Origin of the sequence: Priestia aryabhattai, assembly GCF_023715685.1 — a bacterium.
GTDB classification, from domain to species: domain Bacteria; phylum Bacillota; class Bacilli; order Bacillales; family Bacillaceae_H; genus Priestia; species Priestia aryabhattai_B.
The window spans coordinates 39,649-59,253 of sequence record NZ_JAMBOQ010000011.1 but is presented as its reverse complement, the minus strand read 5'-3'; the positions used below and the strand labels follow the sequence as shown (position 1 = coordinate 59,253).

Below are 19,605 nucleotides of genomic sequence, written 5' to 3'. Positions count from 1 at the left end.
CAAGATGAGATTTCCCATAGCGCAAGCTAGTAAGATCCCTGAAAGATGATCAGGTTGATAGGTCAGAGGTGGAAGCGTGGCGACATGTGTAGCTGACTGATACTAATCGATCGAGGACTTAACCAAACTTTAAAAGCGTAAGCTTTACTCAGCGAACTGTTATCTAGTTTTGAGAGAGCAATCTCTTGTCTGGTGGCGATAGCGAAGAGGTCACACCCGTTCCCATACCGAACACGGAAGTTAAGCTCTTTAGCGCCAATGGTAGTTGGGACTTTGTCCCTGTGAGAGTAGGACGTTGCCAGGCAATGAATAAGACCCCTTATGAGTCTCTTGTAAAAGAGCATAGGGGTTTTTTATTTGAAATATTCTATCATAAGTAATGAAAATAACGCTTATCAAGGCGCTTATATAGATTTTTTGGAGGATTAGCTCAGCTGGGAGAGCACCTGCCTTACAAGCAGGGGGTCGGCGGTTCGATCCCGTCATCCTCCACCACCGTGCCGGTGTAGCTCAACTGGTAGAGCAACTGACTTGTAATCAGTAGGTTGGGGGTTCAAGTCCTCTTGCCGGCATCACTTATATCGGAGGGGTAGCGAAGTGGCTAAACGCGGCGGACTGTAAATCCGCTCCTTCGGGTTCGGCAGTTCGAATCTGCCCCCCTCCACCATCTCTTTATTGGGCTATCGCCAAGCGGTAAGGCAACGGATTTTGATTCCGTCATGCGTTGGTTCGAATCCAGCTAGCCCAGCCATAGAGAGCCATTAGCTCAGTTGGTAGAGCATCTGACTTTTAATCAGAGGGTCGAAGGTTCGAGTCCTTCATGGCTCACCATTTATATTCACACGCGGGTGTGGCGGAATTGGCAGACGCGCTAGACTTAGGATCTAGTGTCTTACGACGTGGGGGTTCAAGTCCCTTCACCCGCATCTTAACTTCAATATATAAGCGGAAGTAGTTCAGTGGTAGAACACCACCTTGCCAAGGTGGGGGTCGCGAGTTCGAACCTCGTCTTCCGCTCCATACAATATTGGCGGCATAGCCAAGTGGTAAGGCCAAGGTCTGCAAAACCTTTATCACCGGTTCAAATCCGGTTGCCGCCTCCACCTATAAAAGTCCTGCCGGGGTGGTGGAATTGGCAGACACACAGGACTTAAAATCCTGCGGTAGGTGACTACCGTGCCGGTTCAAGTCCGGCCCTCGGCACCATTTTAATAAGCGCCCGTAGCTCAATTGGATAGAGCGTTTGACTACGGATCAAAAGGTTAGGGGTTCGACTCCTCTCGGGCGCGCCATAAACGGGAAGTAGCTCAGCTTGGTAGAGCACTTGGTTTGGGACCAAGGGGTCGCAGGTTCGAATCCTGTCTTCCCGACCAGAGAAGTATCATGGGGCCTTAGCTCAGCTGGGAGAGCGCCTGCCTGTCACGCAGGAGATCGCGGGTTCGATTCCCGTCGGGACCGCCATTTACATAAAGGCTCGGTAGCTCAGTTGGTAGAGCAAAGGACTGAAAATCCTTGTGTCGGCGGTTCGATTCCGTCTCGAGCCACCACTTTCTGCAGGGGCATAGTTTAAAGGTAGAACTACGGTCTCCAAAACCGTCAGTGTGGGTTCAATTCCTACTGCCCCTGCCAATTTAGATACGTCTGGCGATTGTGGCGAAGTGGTTAACGCACCGGATTGTGGTTCCGGCATTCGTGGGTTCGATTCCCATCAGTCGCCCCATCTTAAGTAATGCGGGTGTAGTTTAGTGGTAAAACCTCAGCCTTCCAAGCTGATGTCGTGAGTTCGATTCTCATCACCCGCTCCAAATGAAGGGCCTATAGCTCAGCTGGTTAGAGCGCACGCCTGATAAGCGTGAGGTCGGTGGTTCGAGTCCACTTAGGCCCACCATATTCCACAGTAGCTCAGTGGTAGAGCTATCGGCTGTTAACCGATCGGTCGTAGGTTCGAGTCCTACCTGTGGAGCCATACTGGCCCGTTGGTCAAGCGGTTAAGACACCGCCCTTTCACGGCGGTAACACGGGTTCGAATCCCGTACGGGTCATCAAAAGAGCAGTTTGCATATGCAAACTGCTCTTTTATTTATGGTAGATAATTAACTGATTTTAATGGAATAAGGTATGGAGTTTTAATAGGAAAACTTTAAAATAATTGCAGCTGATTTTCTAATGTTGAACTTACTAATACTACTAATCTAAAAATGAAACTAACATCCCATGCTATAATAGATAAAAACTAAATACTAGGGGCAATGAATGATGGAAGAATTAAAACAAGAAGACCAATATGCAGGTAAACTGTATGAGAAAGGGTTTAAGTGGATGCGTTTTGTAAGCTTTTTTATGGTTGTTAACCTCATTTTCACCGTAGCTTCAGTAGCAGTTGCCTTAGTAGCCCCTCAAATTCAAGAAACTTTTCAATGGGTAGTATTTGGTGTATATGGGTTTACAGTACTTTATCTCATCTTTATGCGAGAAGTAGCCTTTAGAAAGACATATGGATCTTTGGTAGTTTGGATGCGAATGGTATGGGGGTTTAGCTTTATTGCTAGCGCATTTGGGGCAGTCACTATGTTCGTGGTTAATACTCACTGGACTTTATTTTAAAGGGATACCTGGTTATGTTGAAAGTAAAAATAAAGGAGGAATACATATGAATCCATACGAACAATTCCAATTAAATAAAGAACTCCAAGATAGAATCATCGAATTAGAAGAAGAAAGCCAAAAACTTAAGAAGAAGATTGAAGCTTTACAGGCTAACTTTTAAGCATTGGTATGCTCCCTTTACAGTAGACCAGTAAAAGAAAGCAACCTATTCCTACACAAAGGAATAGGTTCAATGAAGTAAGATGATATAGGTGTATATAACCATCTGAAATCAAATGCATTTCTATTATAATCTATATTGGAAAATAAAGCACTTACATTTTATGAAAAACATGAAAAAGTCCGTAACCACGAAGGGTAACGGACTCGTTGGAAGTTGATTTTAAGAACCAATATGCATCTATTAGTTTACCATATTATTCATCTTAATGAAAGCGATTACAAAAAACGTATACTAGGCACGGACTTATCTGCATAATTGTTGATATATGTAAGGTTTTGTAGATAACTAAGTTGCTCCCACATATTGAATATTTATCCTATATCGAGTACAATAAGTTGAATATAAGTTCAACTTAAAAAATGAGGTGTTTATAAATGAGAATTTCACGTTTTAATAAAGATTGCGGTAACTCTGTTGATATGAACATTATGGATGGATATCTATTTGATTTTCCAACTAATGTAGTTGAACTTCAAAAAGAAGCTGCAGACTCCTTTTTTACAGATGCTGTTACAGCTCCAGAAGAATTTAAGAAGCGCATTTTACTTTCTACAACCATTGAGGGGGAAGAGAAAGAGCATTATTTCTTAGTAGGTGAAATTGCAGCTAGTCAATTGCTTGCCAATAATCACATTAATAAATTACATAATAAAATTACAAGTCATATTCCATACATCACCTTTTTAGCTGCGATTGCGTATTATCATGCGTTGCATGCGAAAGATAAAAAAGACAATACAATTGAAATTGACTATTTTTCTACCATGTTACCAATCTGGCTACTTAAGAAAGAGAGCACATTTGGGGCAGCTCAAAAAGCCATGGCCAATCGCTTCTTAGGTGACCATACGTTTACCGTGCATACACCTGGTTTTGAAAATACTTTAAAGGTATTAGTAGAAGAAAGTGCCTGCTTAAAAGAGGGAGAAAGTGCACGTTTTGCGTTAAAAAAAGACTTAACGCTTCAAGATCGTGAAGATGCGAATGAGTATGTTGAATGTGAAACAGTCATGGTGGACATAGGCGGTGGTTCCATTGATGTGGTTATTCTACCCGAAGGGTTGAAAGCTGCTAATAGTCGTGAATCGTTCCAAAGCATTGAGGGTATTCCTTATTTAGCTCATATTGATAAATTGCGCAAAGAGAAATTTCTAGAATTATTTACAGACTTACGTGCCTTTGATCAATTTATTCTCGATAACTACAGCAAGCAAAAGTTTGTATTAAAAAACGAGAATACAGGTGAATCTATTGATTTAACAAGTACAATCAAATCTTCACTACGAGAATATGTGGAAATCTTATTGGCTAAATTAAATGATGTCGCACCACCACCAGCGAATAAACTACGTAAGTATGTATACTGCGGTGGAGTAGCTCCTACTTTAGAAGTAGCTATCATGAATAGTATGCGTGAAAAAATTGGAGAAGAACGTACGGAGAAGTATCATAAGGTTCCCCAAGATAGCCGCCATTTAAATTTATTTGGCTTAGAGATTCGTAGTATTGGTTACATTCAAAAGAAGCAAGCAGCAGAGAAGAAAGCCGTTAAATCCTAACAACGTAGGTGATAGGGATGTCAGATCGTCAAAATGCGTTTACCATTAAGACAAATCAATTGAGTGATGAAGTTTATAATAAACTAGCTAAATATGCTAAATCGCGTAAGTTAGGGGATTATATTTCCTCCTTAATTCTACGTGATCTAGATGATTCATCTACCGAAAGAAAAGCAATTGAAGACAAAAAAACCTACGAAATGCTTGAACATATAAAGAATGAATTAGCTGATTTAAAAACATTAGCAAAAACAACAGGTTTTGTAGGAAACGATTCCTTCAAAGAAGAAGAGCCTTCTTCAAAGGTTCTACAACTAAAAGAAGGAAAGATTGCAGATTTAGAAAATATATCTGGCTCATTAGACGATGACGACTTAGAAGAATATAACGATTTTTAAAAAGTAAAACCACTAGAATCCATCCTAGTGGTTTTTTCGGTTTTACATATCACTACTCATAAGGTGGTAATTCATTCATCTTAGGTAGTTTGCTCAATTAAGATATAAACCATCTATATAAATATTTCTCTAGCTATGAAACATTTATGTAGCAACAGGCTTAAACCTGCTACTACTTTGGCGAGTTCCTTTATTTATCACAAATAATTATAGAATATTTATCAGTCGGAAAATAGATCACTTTACTTATCATAGGAAGTAGTACTTTCTTGTGATGAAGAGAATAAATCCTTTAAGTCAATGTTTTCTATGTCAGTCACATAAGCTACAATCAAAAAAATAAAAATAATCCAGTATATGATTTTTTTCAATCCCCCCAACTCCTTCACTAAAAACAGTATTATGAGAAACGCTCAGAATTGCAATATATGGACATTTAACTGCGAAATAAAGGATATTTTTTTCTGGTAGCCTCTCAGTAACAACATTTCAACACTTTTGCACCAGAATCCCCTTAACTGTGTATAGTTAATTTATGATTGAAATTGTCCAATATAGATAGTCCCAAAAGGTACATCTATTTAGACGTTTAGAGGCAATAATATTTTACGTGACAAACGAAGAGTACAGATACAGTGATAAGGCTATTACAAGGAAGTAACGCCCTTATTCCTTTTCATTTTGTTGAACATGCTAGCAAAATAAGTGATATTTTCCAATTGAGTTTTATTAACTACAGTTAATAAATTAAAGGTTAAAAACTTTCTAAAAAAGCCACTCTTTTAGAGTGGCTTAACTGAATTTTTATAGAATGTGCAAAGGTACGGGTTTTTCAATACAACGGGCATAATTTAGTGTTATATCACGGATATGACATCTTGTGTTTTTGTTAGTTTTAAAAGATAGCGTACTGCATAAGCAAATCCATCTTCATCATTTGTTTTGGTTATTAAATCAGCTTTTTGTTGAATGTCTAGAGGAGCATTTCCCATAGCAACTGAAGTAGTTGCTACTTCGAATTGGGCAAGATCGTTGCCTCCATCTCCGAAAGCAAAAATCTCTTCAAAATTCAGATTCATCATCTGTTGGTAACGCAATATAGCCTTTCCTTTATGAGCTTCGCTTGAAGTGATTTCTACATTATTAGGAAAAGAAGAAGCCATCGAAATATCAAATTGATTAGCTAATGCCCTTTTTACTTCTTCAATTTTTTCTAATTGCTCGTACTGTACCAAAGCAATTAGTTTATAGATTTTAAGGTTGTCTTTGTTTAGAAGTTCATCGTAATTATATTCTTGAAAAAGAGTAGCGAGCTCTTCCTTACTTTTATTATGTAATGGAGGCAAAGTTGAAGGAAAGCCACCATAATTAGTGTATACAAGAATCCCTACACCAATTTCATTTAGAATGGAAAATATTTTTTTATATGTAGAAACAGATATAGTTGCCTCATACAGCAACTCTCTTGTTTTCGAGTATAAAACAGAACCATTGATACAAAAAATAGGAACTTCCATATTTTGTACCGCCTTCAGTTTAATTACGTCTGCATAGGCTCGGCCTGTATTCAAAATAATGCTATGTCCTTGCTCGTGCAATTCTTTTAAGGTTTTTACATTTTCCTCAGATATTTCATGTTGAGAGTTTAATAACGTACCATCTAAATCAATTGAAATACATTTCATCGTTTGATCTTAATTCCTTCCTCTCTTTAGTCCCTTGTAGGAACTAAAGTTACCTTATTTTTATTATTATCTAGGATAGCTCTATTAAATCATACCTTCTCTAATTATGAAAATTCGGCGTAAAACGTTTAATCCCTGCTTCGGGATCTGATACAAATGAATGAGGATATGTACATTGGTATCTTCGTTATCTTAATAGGTCTTTTCTTATTTTTATTACCGCAGAGAAATTATAAAAAACAACAGAAACAAGCTATCTAGAATTAGATAGCTTGTTTTACTTATCTTGTAGTCAAGATAATTCTGTTAGTTAATATAAGGCTTCTATTACTGTATAAAGTATTTCTATAATCTATCTCATAAAATAAAACCTAAAATTAAGAAAAAGAATCCATTTACAGAAAGCGTTTTACTTTATAATCGTGGTAATTTTAGATAGAATAAAAGAGGCTCGTCAGCTATCTTGAAGCTTGGGAAAGTATAGATTTCATACATATAACTCTATTGTAAAGAAAAAATACATTTTGATTTTCAAACTATTGGAGGAAAGAAATCATGAAATTTTTTATTGATACTGCAAACCTTGAAGACATTAAGAAAGCATACAAAGTGGGAGTTTTATCTGGTGTTACAACCAATCCATCTCTAGTAGCAAAAGAAGGCGTAAGATTTGAAGATCGTATTGAAGAAATTCTTCAAATGGTGCCAGAAGTTGAATCTGTTTCAGCAGAGGTAACACCTGATGCAATTACAGCTGAAGATATGATTGCTCAAGCTGAAGAATTAATTAAAATTAATGATGGCGATAAAAATATTACGATTAAACTTCCTATGACATTAGCTGGATTAGAAGCCACTCGTTATCTTTCTAAAAAAGGTGTAAAAACAAATGTAACACTTATTTTCACAGTGAATCAAGCTCTCTTAGCTGCTCGTGCTGGTGCAACCTACGTTTCTCCTTTTTTAGGGCGATTAGATGATATCTCTGAGGATGGTGTACACTTAGTATCCAGAATTGCAGAACTATTCCGTGTTCAAAATATCGATTCTCAAATCATTGCTGCATCTGTAAGGCATCCAGATCATGTAACTCGTGTAGCAATGGCAGGTGCTCATATTGCAACAATTCCTTACTCTGTTATTGAGCAATTAGTAAAACATCCTTTAACTGAACAAGGAATTGAAAAATTTGCAACTGATTGGGAAAAAGCTGTTAAAAACTAAAACAATTTGAATTTTAACATCAAGTGTAAAAGCTGATTAAGTTTAATGTTGTAGATATATTTTATTTTTTGTCATATGGATGCCTGCGGGCATCCTTTTTTATTTCTCTTTTCTTGCCCAGAGTAGAACAATAATATGAATTTTCTCGATATATCTAATTAGGAATTTCTTTAAAACAACTATAGTGAAAATAGTAGTAGTTGATATAACTTAATTAATAAATATTTTTTATGAAGAATAGAATTAACATTATTACTAATCCAATAAAGAACAGATAAATTTACATCATAAATTAAGGTATTTGATAAAACGTTTTTGTTAAAATTATTTTAACTATTACTCTTTTTGTAGAAAAATGATCCATTTTTCGCTTCTTTATATCTTCCTCAAGTATTTGCCCTAGAACCTAGAAACATTTGATCGGAACATAGATGCTTAAAAGGTTGCCATATCGTAAACTTATATATAAATTAATTATAAAAAAGCAGCTTGGAAAGTAATAAGCTTATACCTTAAATAAGTCACCTTTGACTCGATGGAGTAAAAAATCAGAAAAAAGAAGCTATGTAATCTATTATTCACGTTCATTCTAATATTAAAAACCTTCCTAACCATTAGGAAAAAGTATAGGTTTGGTAAATGTAAAGCGTTTACATTAATATAAAAGTGAGGAGGAAATACTAATGAAAAAACGTTACATTAAAATATTAGAATATTTAGAACAATCGGATAACGATTTTGTGAATGGAAGAGAGCTTGCTAGTCTATTTAATGTAACGACTAGAACAATTAGAAATGACATTAGGGAAATAAATGAAAGTTATTTAGAAAAATTGTTAATTATTGGTAATAATCAAAAAGGATATAAATTAGTTGGGGATTTATCAAATATTCATCAAAATGAAGATGATTACGAAGAACGAGCTTTTCACATAATAAAAACACTTTTATCTGAAACTGATTTTATAACTTATGATGAATTGGCAAAAAAACTTTATTTTTCCACTCAAACAATTAGGAAAGACGTACAAAAATTATTTCAAATAATAAAAGCCGAAAAACGGAATATTGAGATGGAAGCAATTATTTTCCAAGGGATAAGGCTTAAGGGAAGTGAAGTAGAAAAACGGCTATTACTAAAAAAATTAGTAACAACAAATTGTTTAAAGAGAATGTCTCTTGATGAAGCGCTGCAATACTATTTCGATGATTGGTTTAGTCAGTCCTCAATTCAGTTAGTATGTTCTTGTATTGAAGAAGAAGTCACTAAGTATAATTTATTACTAAGCTCTCAAGAACTATTCTCAATATGTGTGAACATAATTATTAGTTTAAAACGAGTAGGCCTTAATCAAAAAATTGCTGAAAAAGACATGAGGTTAGATAATACTAGCTTTGAAGAATTAAAAATAGCGAAGTTAATCCTTACTCGTTTAGCTAGGGAAATGAATGTACAGTTTGATGAGTATGAATATCAGTATTTATGCTACTTATTAATTGTTTTGCAAATATTACCAAAGAAAAATGAAATAATTGAGCAAGAAAACTCAGATGAAATAAAGGAAAAAGTAAAATCGGTTATAGAAAAAGTTTGGGTCCGATATGGTTTTTCAAATCGAAAAAATAAAAAGTTATTTAATGGCTTATTGGTACATATTACAAAGTCATTATATCCATTAAAATATTACTTTCCTGTAGAGAATCCATTTATTTCTCAAATAAAGTCGGAATACATGAATGCTTATAATATTGCAGTGGTTTTAGCTAAAGAATTACAATTTTGCTTAAATATAAAGATACCAGAAAATGAAATTGGTTACTTAACACTACATATCATGAATATTATCGAAAATTCGCAAGAAACAAGGAAAAGAATTGCAATAATTTATGGGAAAAATCCTTTAGTAGGTAAGCTATTAGAAAGAAAAATAAATTTATACTTTCCAAATATTAAGATTGATGGTTTATTTGCAAATTATGAAATCCATTTACTTCCTGAAGGGATAGAAACTATAGTAACTACTAGTGAAATCTTTGATGAGCAGCACCTAAACGTGAAAAATTGTATTCGTGTTAGTGAAATGATTACAAACGAAGATATGAAGACTATTTCTATTCAATTAAATCGTGGTTTACTGAAATACTATTTATCACCGGATGATCTTTATTTCTTAGATGAAGAGACTCAAAAAGGTTTATTAAAAACACTTACAAATAATGGAGGGATTCAACATCTGTATACAAGCATTAATGAAAGAGAAAAGATGTCGAGTACTAATATTGGAAATTTAGTTGCGATGCCGCATCCATTTGATTGTGGAAATAACGAAAAATTACGAGTGTTAGTAGCAATAAATAAACAAAAAATTTTGTGGGGAGATAAGATGGCTCAAATTATCTTTCTATTTATCCCTCCAAAAAATCAAAGGGTAAATAATACAAAGTTCTTTGAAGAGATTCATGATGTATTTAAACAAACAAATATGACAGAAAAATTATTGAATGTTGCTAATTATGATGAATTTTTGGAAGTTTGGTCTTCCAAATAATATTAGGAGGAATAGAAATGTTAGTTAATATGAGAGATTTACTTCAAGTAGCTTACGAGAATAAATTTGCAGTTGGATCATTTAATGTGGCAAATAGCGAATTTGTAAAAGTTGTAGTAAGTGCTGCAGAGGAGCAAAAATCCCCAGCTATACTTCAAATTCACCCGAATGAAATTAATCTAGTAACGGATGAATTTGTGGCATATGTACGAGAGGCTGCGTCAAAGTCTAAAGTTCCTTTTGTAATTCATTTGGATCACGGGGCAACAATTGAAGATATTACTCGATCTATTAGAAATGGCTATACGTCTGTGATGATGGATGCGTCACATTTACCGTTTGAAGAAAATATGACATTAACAAAAAAAGCAGTAGAACTTGCTCATATAGTAGGTGTGTCTGTAGAAGGTGAACTAGGTACTATTGGAAGTAATGAGGGTAGTTCAGAAGGCGGAACAGACGAGATTTTATATACGGATCCTGATGAAGCAGCTATTTTCGTTGAAAAAACAGGAATTGATACCCTTGCTGTTGCTGTTGGAACTTCACATGGCTTATATCCAAAAACGAAGGATCACTCTATTAAAATTGATCGATTAATGAAGATTCATGAAAGAGTAAAGATTCCTTTAGTTCTTCACGGTGGATCCGACAACCCAGATGAGGAAATAAGAGAAGCTGTGAAACATGGGATTGCTAAAATTAATTTATCAACGGATATGAAGAGAGCTTTTTATAACCAATTAAGAGCTACTCTGTATGAAAATCCCGATGCTTATGAACCAGATCTATTAATGCCTGAAGCAACGAAGGCAACTATTGAATTAGTAAAGAAAAAAATGGATCTATTTGGTTCAACTGGTAAAGCATCACTCTATAAATTAGGAGAAATTTAAAAGGAGGGATTATATATGAAGACTTCTAGTGTCTTAAGGCCAGAAAACATAATATTAGATCTAGTTGCTGAAACGAAAGAGGACTTAATTAATGAGCTTGCAGAAAAATTAAATAAAAACGGTTATTTACATGATCTTAAACAATTTAAACAGGATATTTGGGCTCGTGAAGATCAGGTTCCAACAGAAGTAGGGTTTGGTATTGCTATTCCACATGCAAAATCTGCTGGGGTTAAATCGCCTGCAATTATTATGGGAAGGTCCTTAAGTGGAATTAAGTATAGTTCAGAAAAATGTAATTTATTTTTCATGATAGCAGCCAGTAAAGATTCTTCAACTGAGCACTTAAAGACCTTATCTAAAATCTCCACTTTTCTAATGGAAGAAACTTTTAGAGCTAAGCTTATTCTTGCCAAAAATAGTCATGAAGTTGTCCAACTATTTGCAAATGCTGAAGAAAAAATGATTCAAGTAGATACGAATAATAAGAAGTATTTTGGCAAGAAATTGGTCGGAGTTACTGGATGTCCTACTGGAATAGCGCATACATTTATGGCTGCAGAAGCATTAAAAAATGCTGCTGAGGAGCTTGGTGTTCAAATAAAAGTTCAAACCAATGGATCGACGGGTATGCAGAACAGATTAAATCAGGAAGATATTGATGAAGCAGATGGCATAATTGTTGCTGCAGATGTTAAAGTGGATATGGATGTCTTCGGTAATCGAAAGGTTATAAAAACGTCTGTTAAAAATGGGATACATCATGCAAAGGATTTAATTGAAGATGCTATTTCTGGAAAAGGGACGGCTTTAAATCAGGGAGACACCAATTTAAAGGAAGCAAAAGAAAAAACACGATTAAAACAACCTAAAATATACAGCCATATAATGAATGGAGTATCTTTTATGATTCCGTTTGTTGTCGCTGGCGGTATATTAATAGCAATCTCCTTTATGTTTGGCATTCATGCTTCTGACCCGAAAAGCTCTGAATATAATGCATTTGCTGCTTTTCTAGGTACAGCAGGTGGTAGTGCGGCCTTCGCGCTAATGGTTCCAGTACTAGCAGGATATATTGCATATAGCGTTGCGGATCGTCCAGGTTTAGCACCAGGTATGATTGGTGGTATGATGGCAACCCTTGGTGGTTCAGGATTTTTAGGTGGTATGATTGCTGGTTTTATTGCTGGTTATACAATCTTAGGATTGAAAAAATTATCAAAAGGCATTCCAGATTCATTACAAAGTCTTTCACCGGTACTTATACTTCCTCTATTAGGTACGTTTGCAACAGCCTTTATTATGCACTTTGTAATTAATAGTCCTATGGCGTGGATTAATGAGTCTTTACAAGGTTGGTTAAATGGTTTAACTGGTTCGAATGCAATTTTATTAGGGGCGCTTTTGGCAGGAATGATGGCGTCTGATATGGGCGGACCTATCAATAAGACAGCATCAGCGTTTGGCTTAGCAATGTTTGCAAATCATATTTACGAACCATCTGCTGCACTAATGGTTGGAGGGATGGTCCCTCCATTAGGGATTGCATTAGCAACAACACTATTTAAAAATAAATTCTCACTTGAAGAACGTAACGCAGGAAAAGCAGCTTATATTATGGGGGCATCTTTTATTACTGAAGCAGCAATTCCGTTTGCTGCAAGTGATCCATTAAGAATAATTCCAGCAAATATTGTTGGTTCAGCGATTGGTGGAGGGATTTGTATGGCATTAGGAATTTCTTTACAGGCTCCCCATGGTGGAATCTTTGTAATTCCTATTGCTGCAAGCAGTCCATTGCTATACATTGCATGTATTTTAATTGGTTCGATTATTACAGCTTGTATAATTGGAGTGTTAAAAAAACCAGTTTACAGAACACAAGGTAATACTAGCGAGAAGTCAGGAAATAAAACAGTAGCAATTGAAGCAGTATAATTTATACGAGCGAAATATGAAATCGGTACTATACGGAGCTACTGAAAAGTCCCTACACAAAACTAATGGTAGATCCCTTGAAAATTCTCAAGGGATACTACCTTATTTTGTTATACAGGGGGGGATAACAGCTGACTAGAGAGTATTATAACAGCCGCAACTACTCGCTTGATGTGATACGCATCTGACTTATTTCCAGTATCAATCAAACTATTTTCCTCCGTAGGTGCCTTGATATAGATGGCATCAGCATTACCTTGGCGAATATTAATGTTATGGACGGCTAGTTTGTTTGTTGCTGCATGAGTCGAATGCCATTTGGGCCCAAACTTCCAGTAGTGTAATAGGGTGGAAACTAGGCAAGCTTCATCCTTCACAAGGAGTTTAGTATTTGTACAATCGAGACAAATCATCAGGCTACTCAATTTCAAGGAGAAGTGGGATTACAAAGGTATTTTAGAGAAATTTTGGCTTTCTGAGTGCTGTGATTATGTAACTAAATTTGTATATCATATACAGCCTAAAAAGAGAAAAAACACCCCATTGGCAAGCGAGGTAGCCTTTAATCATGGTTCATATGTATCCAAATATGAAAAATAAACACAATTGAATATCATCACGTTTTTATGGATAATATTGTGATATGCAGTAAATTTGTTAGGAATTATTGTGGATAGGCTACACTTAGTTGGACAGAATTTTTAAGGTCAAGTAGACTACAGATAACCTATTAAAGGAGCATCTACAATGACCAGAAGAGAACGTCGAACATTTACAGAGGAATTTAAACAACAGATGGTGCAGCTATATCAGAGTGGAAAGCCGAGAAAAGAGATTATTCGTGAATATGACTTGACTCCTTCCTCTTTAGATAAGTGGGTGGAGCAAAGTCAAACGTCTGGTTCGTTTAAAGAAAAAGATAATCTGACCGAGGAACAACAAGAATTGATGGAGCTTCGCAAACGAAATAAACAATTAGAAATGGAGAATGATATTTTAAAGCAAGCCGCGCTGATACTAGGACGAAAGTAAAAGTGATCAAGAATAATCAGCACAAATACTCGATATCAGCAATGTGCAAAGTCCTACAACTCTCAAGAAGTACGTATTATTATGAAGCGAAGGAGCGTCCGACAGAAGATGACGTTACCACTGCAATCATAGACATTTTCCATGCCAATCGTCAGATTTATGGGACACGCAAGGTTAAGCATGAGCTAAAGAAACAAGGAAAAGTCGTCTCAAGACGCCGCATTGGTCGTATCATGAAAGAACAAGGGTTAGTTTCTATCTACACAGTAGCTCAGTTTAAACCACGCTCTACTGAACCAAATGAATCAGAACATAAAAACGAATTGAACCGACGGTTCAAGCAAGAGAGAGCGTTGTCCGTTGTCGTCAGTGATCTCACATATGTAAGAGTGGATAAAAAATGGTCTTACATATATGTATTTGTCGATCTCTTTAATCGAGAAATTATCGGTTATAGCGTAGGGCCTAATAAGGATGCCTTATTAGTTTACCGAGCATTTGCATCAATAAAAGCGAATCTTCATCAAATCCGGCTCTTCCATACGGACCGAGGAAATGAGTTTAAAAACAAGCTCATAGATAAAGCACTAGAGGCATTTACGATCGGACGATCGTTAAGCATGAAAGGTTGTCCATATGACAACGCGGTCGCTGAAGCAACCTTTAAAATCATTAAAACGGAATTTGTGAACGGACGGAATTTTACTAGTTTAGAAGGATTAACAAGGGAGTTACAGGACTATGTCTATTGGTTTAATCACGTGCGTATCCATGGGACACTTGATTATATGAGTCCGATTCAATACAAAATGAAACACCTTAAAAAAACTGTCTAGTTTAGTGTTGACATACCACTGTATGAATTTCTATATATATATTATGTGAGCTTTATCCAAATCGTGAAATGACCATGGCAGTAAAACAACAGAAGCACCCCTACATTGAAAAGTAAGGATGCTCCTGTTATTTATTTCTATATCATAATACTATTAATTTATTTTCAGCTTAAGTAGCTAATTAAAAGAGTTTGAAGCTTTTACATCTAATTTATATTTCCTATTGTTTAAATCGTTTAATAACTTTGCGTGACTCATTTAAATCATTCACAATTCGATAGGGTTTACTAATCACACGAATAGGAAGCTTATATAAAAAACCACTTAAATCTTCTTTATATTCTTTTGTAATTCTTGATGGCTTTGTGGAGATACGGTCGTAAACTTCTTTATAAAATTCCTTCATAATATTTCTTTGTATTTTCATTACACGTTCACAGTCTTCACATTTAACACTTTCGAGTTTGCTATTAACGTAAGTGATAATGTGAGGAGTTTCTTCATTACAAGTAATACAGTATAAATCAGATTCCATTTCAGAACTTTTCATGTTGTTCCTCTCCTTAACATCGATCGTTCTAAGCCTAATCATCTAGTTTGTATTCAATAAAGTTGACCAAAGATTTGATTACTTGTTGTTCGTCCGGCCCTTCGGCTTCTATTCTAATGGTTGATCCTTTTGAAATTGCTAGACTCATGAGGCCCATAATGCTTTTACCATTAACCTTTCTTTCACCTTTTATGACTGAAACTTCAGATTGAAAATTATTTGATATTTTCACAAACTGTGTTGCTGGCCTTGCATGTAAACCAGTTTCATTCATAATACTTATTTCAACAGAATTCATAAAAAGTCCTCCAGCTTCCTTTTAAAGTATTTTCTTCATTTCTTCCTACTTATCTAAAAAAGGCATGCTTAGTAATGTGAAATAATAGCTTTTTTTATCTTTTGCTAACCTAAGATAATCTTTTTAAAGGTCCTAATCTATAGTTTTACTGCAATAAATATCTATGTTTCTAAGGTAATTGTCTAAAAATAAGTTGAGTCGAAGTAGAAATTTTAGGGATATCTTTTTCTTCTACACAAATCATTCCAGGCATTTCAGCTTCTGAAGAACCATCAAAAGTTACAGTTGAATGTCCTAAATCCCTCATTGTTTCATTCGCTTTATTTCCAACAAAAGTAACTTTAAAAGACTTGTTATCTATTACTAATTCATCGCCTACTTTAATATCTTCTTCTAATGAGCAACGTTTATGCACTATGGAAACATCTCGTAAATCTGAAGGGGCAGATTCATTAAATAAAATCATCATCTTTTCTTGTAAAAATAGCTCGACTTGTGAACCAATCTCTATAACAGTAGAATCATAAATCTTTTTCATAATAATCATCCTCCAATTAGTTGTTATTCGTATAGTCCAAAACTAAATACATAGGCAATTGCTACAGCTAGTGGACCTGTAATTAGCCTTGACATTAGTACCGCAGGCACACCCACTTCGACTGTTTCGGGCTCAGCTTCACCAAGAGTTAAGCCTACTGGAACAAAGTCACATCCTGCTTGAGGATTAATTGCAAATAAGGCTGGTAAAGCTAAGTTTGGTGGAATGTTTCCTCTACCAATTTCTACTCCTATTAATACACCAACCACCTGAGCGATAACGGCTCCAGGACCTAATAGTGGTGATAAGAGAGGAATTGCACAGATGACCGATAGGAGTAGAAGCCCTAAAATATTTCCAGCTAGTGGAGATACAAATTTAGCAATTAGATCTCCAATCCCTGTATACAAAATAATCCCAATGATTGTACTAACTAAAGCCATGAAAGGTAATATATTTTTAATGACCTGTTCAACTGTTTCACGTGCTGCTTGATAGAAGATTCCAACTACGCCACCCATACTTCGTCCAATTTTTTCAATGAGTGATACCTTAGCTGGATCCTTTGAGGCATATTGAGCAGCTTTTTTCTTTGCTTCTTCTTTTAATTGTTGTGGCGTTAGAGAAGCAGTTTGTTGCTTTGATTTAGGCTGAATACTCTCTTCAAATTCTTCGGAGACAGATTCAATATTTTCTTCTTTTACACCAGATACAAAGTTATGCTCTTTAATAAAGTTCATTAGGGGGCCTGAAGGAGATGTGGGTGTTAAATTTATTGTCATTACTCCCATTTTTGGATAAACACCACAGCGTGCAGTTCCACCACAATCGATGATGACACAGGCCATCTGATTACTCTCAATAGATGTCTTAAATCCGTCTATCGCTATTCCACCCGTTAAGTCAGCAATTTTTTGCGCTATAGGGTGTATGCCTCCTCCAGTAACTGATACAATATATTTCCGATTTTCATTTGGTTCAATAACCAATGGTCCTCCCCATCCACTGCTTCCTTTAGAAATTTTAACTGACTTGAATGAAGATAGAACAGCTTGACTTTGGCTCATTAATATTCCCCCTCTCTTTAGAGTAGATTAGTTAGACGCTGCTTTTAATTCTCTATTTTTCATCATTTTAATAGTAATCTTTTCTGTTATGACTCCTCTAATTAAAATTACAATAATCCCTACGATAAAGAAGCGAATTGCTAATGGTCCAAGGGATAAGTGTAGTTGAGTAATGCCTGCGGATATTCCTGTATAGACAAATAGTTCAGCTGCGTTTGCGTGTGGAAAAAGTCCTGTTATTGGATGTACTAATGAAACAGCCGAATCATAGAACGCAGGCTTTTGTCTTTCAGGTAAAAACTTTCCGAAAGTATAAGCCATTGGATTTGTTAAGAAAAACACAGCTAATATGGGGAAGACAGTGTATCGTAAAATAATATTTTTAGTGCATTTTTGTGCAAACCTTTGAATCTTTTCTTCTCCAACCAATTTAATAATGGCATTAACAGCTGTAATTAAACAGATCAGAGTGGGAACAATTCCTGTTAACATTCCAACAAAGGTTTCTCCACCTTTTTGAAACATGCCTATAAAACCTTCTGCTAACTTTACAATCCAATCCATCATTTTCACTCCTTTTTTATAGAACAGAAACCATTTTGTTCATTTGTAAATGTATTTTCTCAATTGCCATCTTTAAAGATACTTGATACTTGTTTTCGTACTTGGAAACGTTTAAATCTAGAATATCAAGATTATTAAAACGCTTACATTTTTTGAACTTTGCAAAGACTGTGACACCGGACATAATCCTACAATCAACAACAGTTCCTTTCACATCGGTTACCATTATTAAAACAGTTCCAATTCCAAATCTTTTCTTATCAACTCCTATACCTAGGTAACCAGAGGAGTGATTGCTCATTTCTTTAACGGTTTGATGATAATGCTTTAATTGTTTTTTTGTCAACAAAAATTGTAATAGCCAAAGCACTATAAAAATAGCGATAAATACTCCCCACATCTTTACACCCCTTAACAAAAGTTCTCTAAACTTACTTTTGTTAAGAGTATAAATTCTTCTTGTTAAGATTGTCAATAACATTAGTCTGAAAAATTAAAAATATTTAAATAACCCAATAATATGGGATTAATTTAGGGTTATTATTTGTTATGTTAAAAAAAATTTTTTCTACTTGACGAATTATCTGAAAGTAAATATGATATTAACAAAGGTAACAATAAAGAACAAATGTAAACAAGGAGGAAATGCTATGCTCAGTACAATGAAACTACCTTCTCATATAACAGAGAAGAAACTTAAAAGTCTTTATAAAGAAATGTGGCTCATTCGCTACTTCGATGAAAAAGTGGATCAATTTTTTGCAAAGGGAATGATTCATGGAACTACTCACCTTTGCGTTGGACAAGAAGCATCAGCATCTGGATCAATCGGAGTACTGCAAGCTAAGGATAAAATTATAAGTACACATCGAGGCCATGGTCATTGTATTGCAAAAGAAGGTGACGTCAACAAAATGATGGCTGAATTGTTTGGAAGAGTAACAGGTTATTGTAAAGGAAAAGGCGGTTCAATGCACATTGCGGATGTTGAAAAAGGTAATCTTGGAGCTAATGGAATTGTAGGTGGAGGAATTCCACTTGCTGTAGGTGCTGCTTTAACTTCTAAAATGAAAAACCAAGGATATGTCGTATTATGCTTTTTCGGGGATGGTGCTTCTAATGAAGGAAGCTTCCATGAAGCTTTAAACTTAGCAGCTATTTGGGATTTACCAGTTGTGTTCATTTGTGAAAACAATCAATACGGAATGTCAGGACCAGTAAAAGAAATGACAAGAATTGAAAATATCGCAGAACGTGCGAGCGCTTACGGTATTCCTGGAAAAGTAGTAGATGGGAATGACATGATTGAAATCATGAATACCGTACATGAAGCAGTAGAGAAAGCTCGGGAGGGTAATGGACCGGCTTTAATTGAAATGAAAACTTACCGTTGGAAAGGTCATTCTAAAAGTGATGCGAAAAAATATCGTACACGTGAAGAAGAAACAGAGTGGAGAAAGAAAGATGGTATCAAGCGATTTAAGGATTTGTTAATAGAAGAAAAAATATTGAGTGAAGAAGAAGCAAATAAACTACAAGAAGAGGCGAAAAAAGAAATTGAGGAAGCTGTGAAGTTTGCTGAAAACAGTCCAGAACCACCATTAGAGAGTCTTTTAGAAGATGTTTATGCTTAAAGTTGGG

At 35.5% G+C, this 19,605-nt stretch carries 16 protein-coding genes, 19 tRNA genes and 2 rRNA genes; 30 read left to right on the top strand and 7 right to left on the bottom strand.

What is annotated here, in order from left to right:
- The 24 genes from M3225_RS26185 to M3225_RS26070 form a co-directional block, all read left to right on the top strand.
- Positions 1–126 (top strand): 23S ribosomal RNA (locus M3225_RS26185); the annotation flags it as partial.
- A 62-nt stretch (positions 127–188) separates the two neighbouring features.
- A 5S ribosomal RNA gene (gene rrf, locus M3225_RS26180) occupies positions 189–304 on the top strand.
- A gap of 115 nt (positions 305–419) precedes the next feature.
- Positions 420–495, top strand: a tRNA-Val gene (locus M3225_RS26175).
- 4 nt (positions 496–499) lie between these two features.
- Positions 500–572: transfer RNA gene (locus M3225_RS26170), tRNA-Thr, on the top strand.
- Between the two features lie 11 nt (positions 573–583).
- Positions 584–667 (top strand) — tRNA-Tyr (locus M3225_RS26165).
- A 9-nt stretch (positions 668–676) separates the two neighbouring features.
- Positions 677–751 (top strand) — tRNA-Gln (locus M3225_RS26160).
- 4 nt (positions 752–755) lie between these two features.
- Positions 756–831, top strand: a tRNA-Lys gene (locus M3225_RS26155).
- Between the two features lie 13 nt (positions 832–844).
- A tRNA-Leu gene (locus tag M3225_RS26150) sits at positions 845–926 on the top strand.
- 19 nt (positions 927–945) lie between these two features.
- Positions 946–1,020: transfer RNA gene (locus M3225_RS26145), tRNA-Gly, on the top strand.
- 9 nt (positions 1,021–1,029) lie between these two features.
- A tRNA-Cys gene (locus M3225_RS26140) sits at positions 1,030–1,103 on the top strand.
- A gap of 14 nt (positions 1,104–1,117) precedes the next feature.
- Positions 1,118–1,206: transfer RNA gene (locus M3225_RS26135), tRNA-Leu, on the top strand.
- A gap of 9 nt (positions 1,207–1,215) precedes the next feature.
- Positions 1,216–1,292, top strand: a tRNA-Arg gene (locus M3225_RS26130).
- A 4-nt stretch (positions 1,293–1,296) separates the two neighbouring features.
- A tRNA-Pro gene (locus M3225_RS26125) sits at positions 1,297–1,373 on the top strand.
- 20 nt (positions 1,374–1,393) lie between these two features.
- A tRNA-Asp gene (locus tag M3225_RS26120) sits at positions 1,394–1,461 on the top strand.
- Positions 1,462–1,471: 10 nt separating this feature from the next.
- Positions 1,472–1,547, top strand: a tRNA-Phe gene (locus M3225_RS26115).
- A gap of 8 nt (positions 1,548–1,555) precedes the next feature.
- Positions 1,556–1,629: transfer RNA gene (locus M3225_RS26110), tRNA-Trp, on the top strand.
- A gap of 15 nt (positions 1,630–1,644) precedes the next feature.
- Positions 1,645–1,720, top strand: a tRNA-His gene (locus tag M3225_RS26105).
- Positions 1,721–1,731: 11 nt separating this feature from the next.
- A tRNA-Gly gene (locus M3225_RS26100) sits at positions 1,732–1,805 on the top strand.
- A 6-nt stretch (positions 1,806–1,811) separates the two neighbouring features.
- Positions 1,812–1,888 (top strand) — tRNA-Ile (locus M3225_RS26095).
- A 3-nt stretch (positions 1,889–1,891) separates the two neighbouring features.
- A tRNA-Asn gene (locus tag M3225_RS26090) sits at positions 1,892–1,966 on the top strand.
- Between the two features lie 4 nt (positions 1,967–1,970).
- Positions 1,971–2,042: transfer RNA gene (locus M3225_RS26085), tRNA-Glu, on the top strand.
- Between the two features lie 211 nt (positions 2,043–2,253).
- Positions 2,254–2,604, top strand: coding sequence for a hypothetical protein (locus M3225_RS26080; RefSeq protein WP_251399785.1), 351 nt, complete (start codon positions 2,254–2,256; stop codon positions 2,602–2,604).
- 600 nt (positions 2,605–3,204) lie between these two features.
- Positions 3,205–4,389: a ParM/StbA family protein gene (locus tag M3225_RS26075; RefSeq protein ID WP_251399782.1), complete on the top strand. Its 1,185-nt coding sequence runs from the start codon at positions 3,205–3,207 to the stop codon at positions 4,387–4,389.
- 17 nt (positions 4,390–4,406) lie between these two features.
- A complete protein-coding gene (locus M3225_RS26070; RefSeq protein ID WP_251399779.1) occupies positions 4,407–4,787 on the top strand; it encodes a hypothetical protein in 381 nt (126 codons plus the stop codon).
- An 857-nt stretch (positions 4,788–5,644) separates the two neighbouring features.
- Here M3225_RS26070 and M3225_RS26065 read toward each other — a convergent pair.
- Positions 5,645–6,472 (bottom strand): HAD family hydrolase, encoded by an 828-nt coding sequence (locus M3225_RS26065; protein ID WP_251399776.1) that lies wholly within the window; start codon positions 6,470–6,472, stop codon positions 5,645–5,647.
- Between the two features lie 555 nt (positions 6,473–7,027).
- Here M3225_RS26065 and fsa point away from each other — a divergent pair.
- The 5 genes from fsa to M3225_RS26035 all read left to right on the top strand — a co-directional run bounded on the left by fsa (position 7,028) and on the right by M3225_RS26035 (position 14,947).
- On the top strand, positions 7,028–7,696 hold the full coding sequence (fsa, locus tag M3225_RS26060) for a fructose-6-phosphate aldolase (protein ID WP_057274208.1): 669 nt from the start codon (positions 7,028–7,030) through the stop codon (positions 7,694–7,696).
- A 683-nt stretch (positions 7,697–8,379) separates the two neighbouring features.
- Positions 8,380–10,245, top strand: coding sequence for a BglG family transcription antiterminator (locus tag M3225_RS26055; protein ID WP_251399773.1), 1,866 nt, complete (start codon positions 8,380–8,382; stop codon positions 10,243–10,245).
- Positions 10,246–10,262: 17 nt separating this feature from the next.
- Entirely contained in the window at positions 10,263–11,141 is an 879-nt protein-coding gene (locus tag M3225_RS26050; protein ID WP_251399770.1) for a ketose-bisphosphate aldolase, read from the top strand.
- A gap of 15 nt (positions 11,142–11,156) precedes the next feature.
- Positions 11,157–13,079, top strand: coding sequence for a PTS fructose transporter subunit IIABC (locus tag M3225_RS26045; RefSeq protein WP_251399767.1), 1,923 nt, complete (start codon positions 11,157–11,159; stop codon positions 13,077–13,079).
- 747 nt (positions 13,080–13,826) lie between these two features.
- Positions 13,827–14,947, top strand: a protein-coding gene (locus M3225_RS26035; RefSeq protein WP_251399752.1) for an IS3 family transposase whose coding sequence is annotated in 2 segments (ribosomal slippage) — positions 13,827–14,076 and positions 14,076–14,947 — 1,122 coding nt in all. Because the reading frame shifts where the segments join, the coding sequence is not laid out codon by codon here.
- 220 nt (positions 14,948–15,167) lie between these two features.
- Here M3225_RS26035 and M3225_RS26030 read toward each other — a convergent pair.
- From M3225_RS26030 to M3225_RS26005, 6 genes are all read right to left on the bottom strand, one after another.
- Positions 15,168–15,497 carry a bh protein gene (locus M3225_RS26030; protein WP_251399749.1) on the bottom strand — a complete coding sequence of 110 codons (330 nt, stop codon included), beginning with the start codon at positions 15,495–15,497 and terminating at the stop codon, positions 15,168–15,170.
- A gap of 34 nt (positions 15,498–15,531) precedes the next feature.
- Positions 15,532–15,795, bottom strand: coding sequence for an HPr family phosphocarrier protein (locus M3225_RS26025; RefSeq protein WP_251399746.1), 264 nt, complete (start codon positions 15,793–15,795; stop codon positions 15,532–15,534).
- A 169-nt stretch (positions 15,796–15,964) separates the two neighbouring features.
- Positions 15,965–16,333, bottom strand: coding sequence for a PTS glucitol/sorbitol transporter subunit IIA (locus tag M3225_RS26020; protein WP_251399743.1), 369 nt, complete (start codon positions 16,331–16,333; stop codon positions 15,965–15,967).
- Between the two features lie 23 nt (positions 16,334–16,356).
- Positions 16,357–17,400 carry a PTS glucitol/sorbitol transporter subunit IIB gene (srlE, locus tag M3225_RS26015; RefSeq protein WP_251399740.1) on the bottom strand — a complete coding sequence of 348 codons (1,044 nt, stop codon included), beginning with the start codon at positions 17,398–17,400 and terminating at the stop codon, positions 16,357–16,359.
- A 27-nt stretch (positions 17,401–17,427) separates the two neighbouring features.
- Positions 17,428–17,964 (bottom strand): PTS glucitol/sorbitol transporter subunit IIC, encoded by a 537-nt coding sequence (gene srlA, locus M3225_RS26010; RefSeq protein WP_251399737.1) that lies wholly within the window; start codon positions 17,962–17,964, stop codon positions 17,428–17,430.
- Between the two features lie 16 nt (positions 17,965–17,980).
- Positions 17,981–18,364, bottom strand: a complete 384-nt coding sequence (locus M3225_RS26005; protein WP_251399734.1) for a transcriptional regulator GutM — start codon at positions 18,362–18,364, stop codon at positions 17,981–17,983.
- Between the two features lie 250 nt (positions 18,365–18,614).
- Here M3225_RS26005 and pdhA point away from each other — a divergent pair, with 250 nt between their 5' ends.
- Positions 18,615–19,598: a pyruvate dehydrogenase (acetyl-transferring) E1 component subunit alpha gene (gene pdhA / locus M3225_RS26000; protein WP_251399731.1), complete on the top strand. Its 984-nt coding sequence runs from the start codon at positions 18,615–18,617 to the stop codon at positions 19,596–19,598.
- Positions 19,599–19,605: the final 7 nt, after the last annotated feature.

Bases quoted from the DNA above. Each gene is read 5' to 3' on its own strand.
- M3225_RS26080 (WP_251399785.1), top strand. From the start codon at position 2,254: ATGATGGAAGAATTAAAACAAGAAGACCAATATGCAGGTAAACTGTAT.
- M3225_RS26075 (WP_251399782.1), top strand. From the start codon at position 3,205: ATGAGAATTTCACGTTTTAATAAAGATTGCGGTAACTCTGTTGATATG.
- M3225_RS26070 (WP_251399779.1), top strand. From the start codon at position 4,407: ATGTCAGATCGTCAAAATGCGTTTACCATTAAGACAAATCAATTGAGT.
- M3225_RS26065 (WP_251399776.1), bottom strand. From the start codon at position 6,472: ATGAAATGTATTTCAATTGATTTAGATGGTACGTTATTAAACTCTCAA.
- fsa (WP_057274208.1), top strand. From the start codon at position 7,028: ATGAAATTTTTTATTGATACTGCAAACCTTGAAGACATTAAGAAAGCA.
- M3225_RS26055 (WP_251399773.1), top strand. From the start codon at position 8,380: ATGAAAAAACGTTACATTAAAATATTAGAATATTTAGAACAATCGGAT.
- M3225_RS26050 (WP_251399770.1), top strand. From the start codon at position 10,263: ATGTTAGTTAATATGAGAGATTTACTTCAAGTAGCTTACGAGAATAAA.
- M3225_RS26045 (WP_251399767.1), top strand. From the start codon at position 11,157: ATGAAGACTTCTAGTGTCTTAAGGCCAGAAAACATAATATTAGATCTA.
- M3225_RS26030 (WP_251399749.1), bottom strand. From the start codon at position 15,497: ATGAAAAGTTCTGAAATGGAATCTGATTTATACTGTATTACTTGTAAT.
- M3225_RS26025 (WP_251399746.1), bottom strand. From the start codon at position 15,795: ATGAATTCTGTTGAAATAAGTATTATGAATGAAACTGGTTTACATGCA.
- M3225_RS26020 (WP_251399743.1), bottom strand. From the start codon at position 16,333: ATGAAAAAGATTTATGATTCTACTGTTATAGAGATTGGTTCACAAGTC.
- srlE (WP_251399740.1), bottom strand. From the start codon at position 17,400: ATGAGCCAAAGTCAAGCTGTTCTATCTTCATTCAAGTCAGTTAAAATT.
- srlA (WP_251399737.1), bottom strand. From the start codon at position 17,964: ATGGATTGGATTGTAAAGTTAGCAGAAGGTTTTATAGGCATGTTTCAA.
- M3225_RS26005 (WP_251399734.1), bottom strand. From the start codon at position 18,364: ATGTGGGGAGTATTTATCGCTATTTTTATAGTGCTTTGGCTATTACAA.
- pdhA (WP_251399731.1), top strand. From the start codon at position 18,615: ATGCTCAGTACAATGAAACTACCTTCTCATATAACAGAGAAGAAACTT.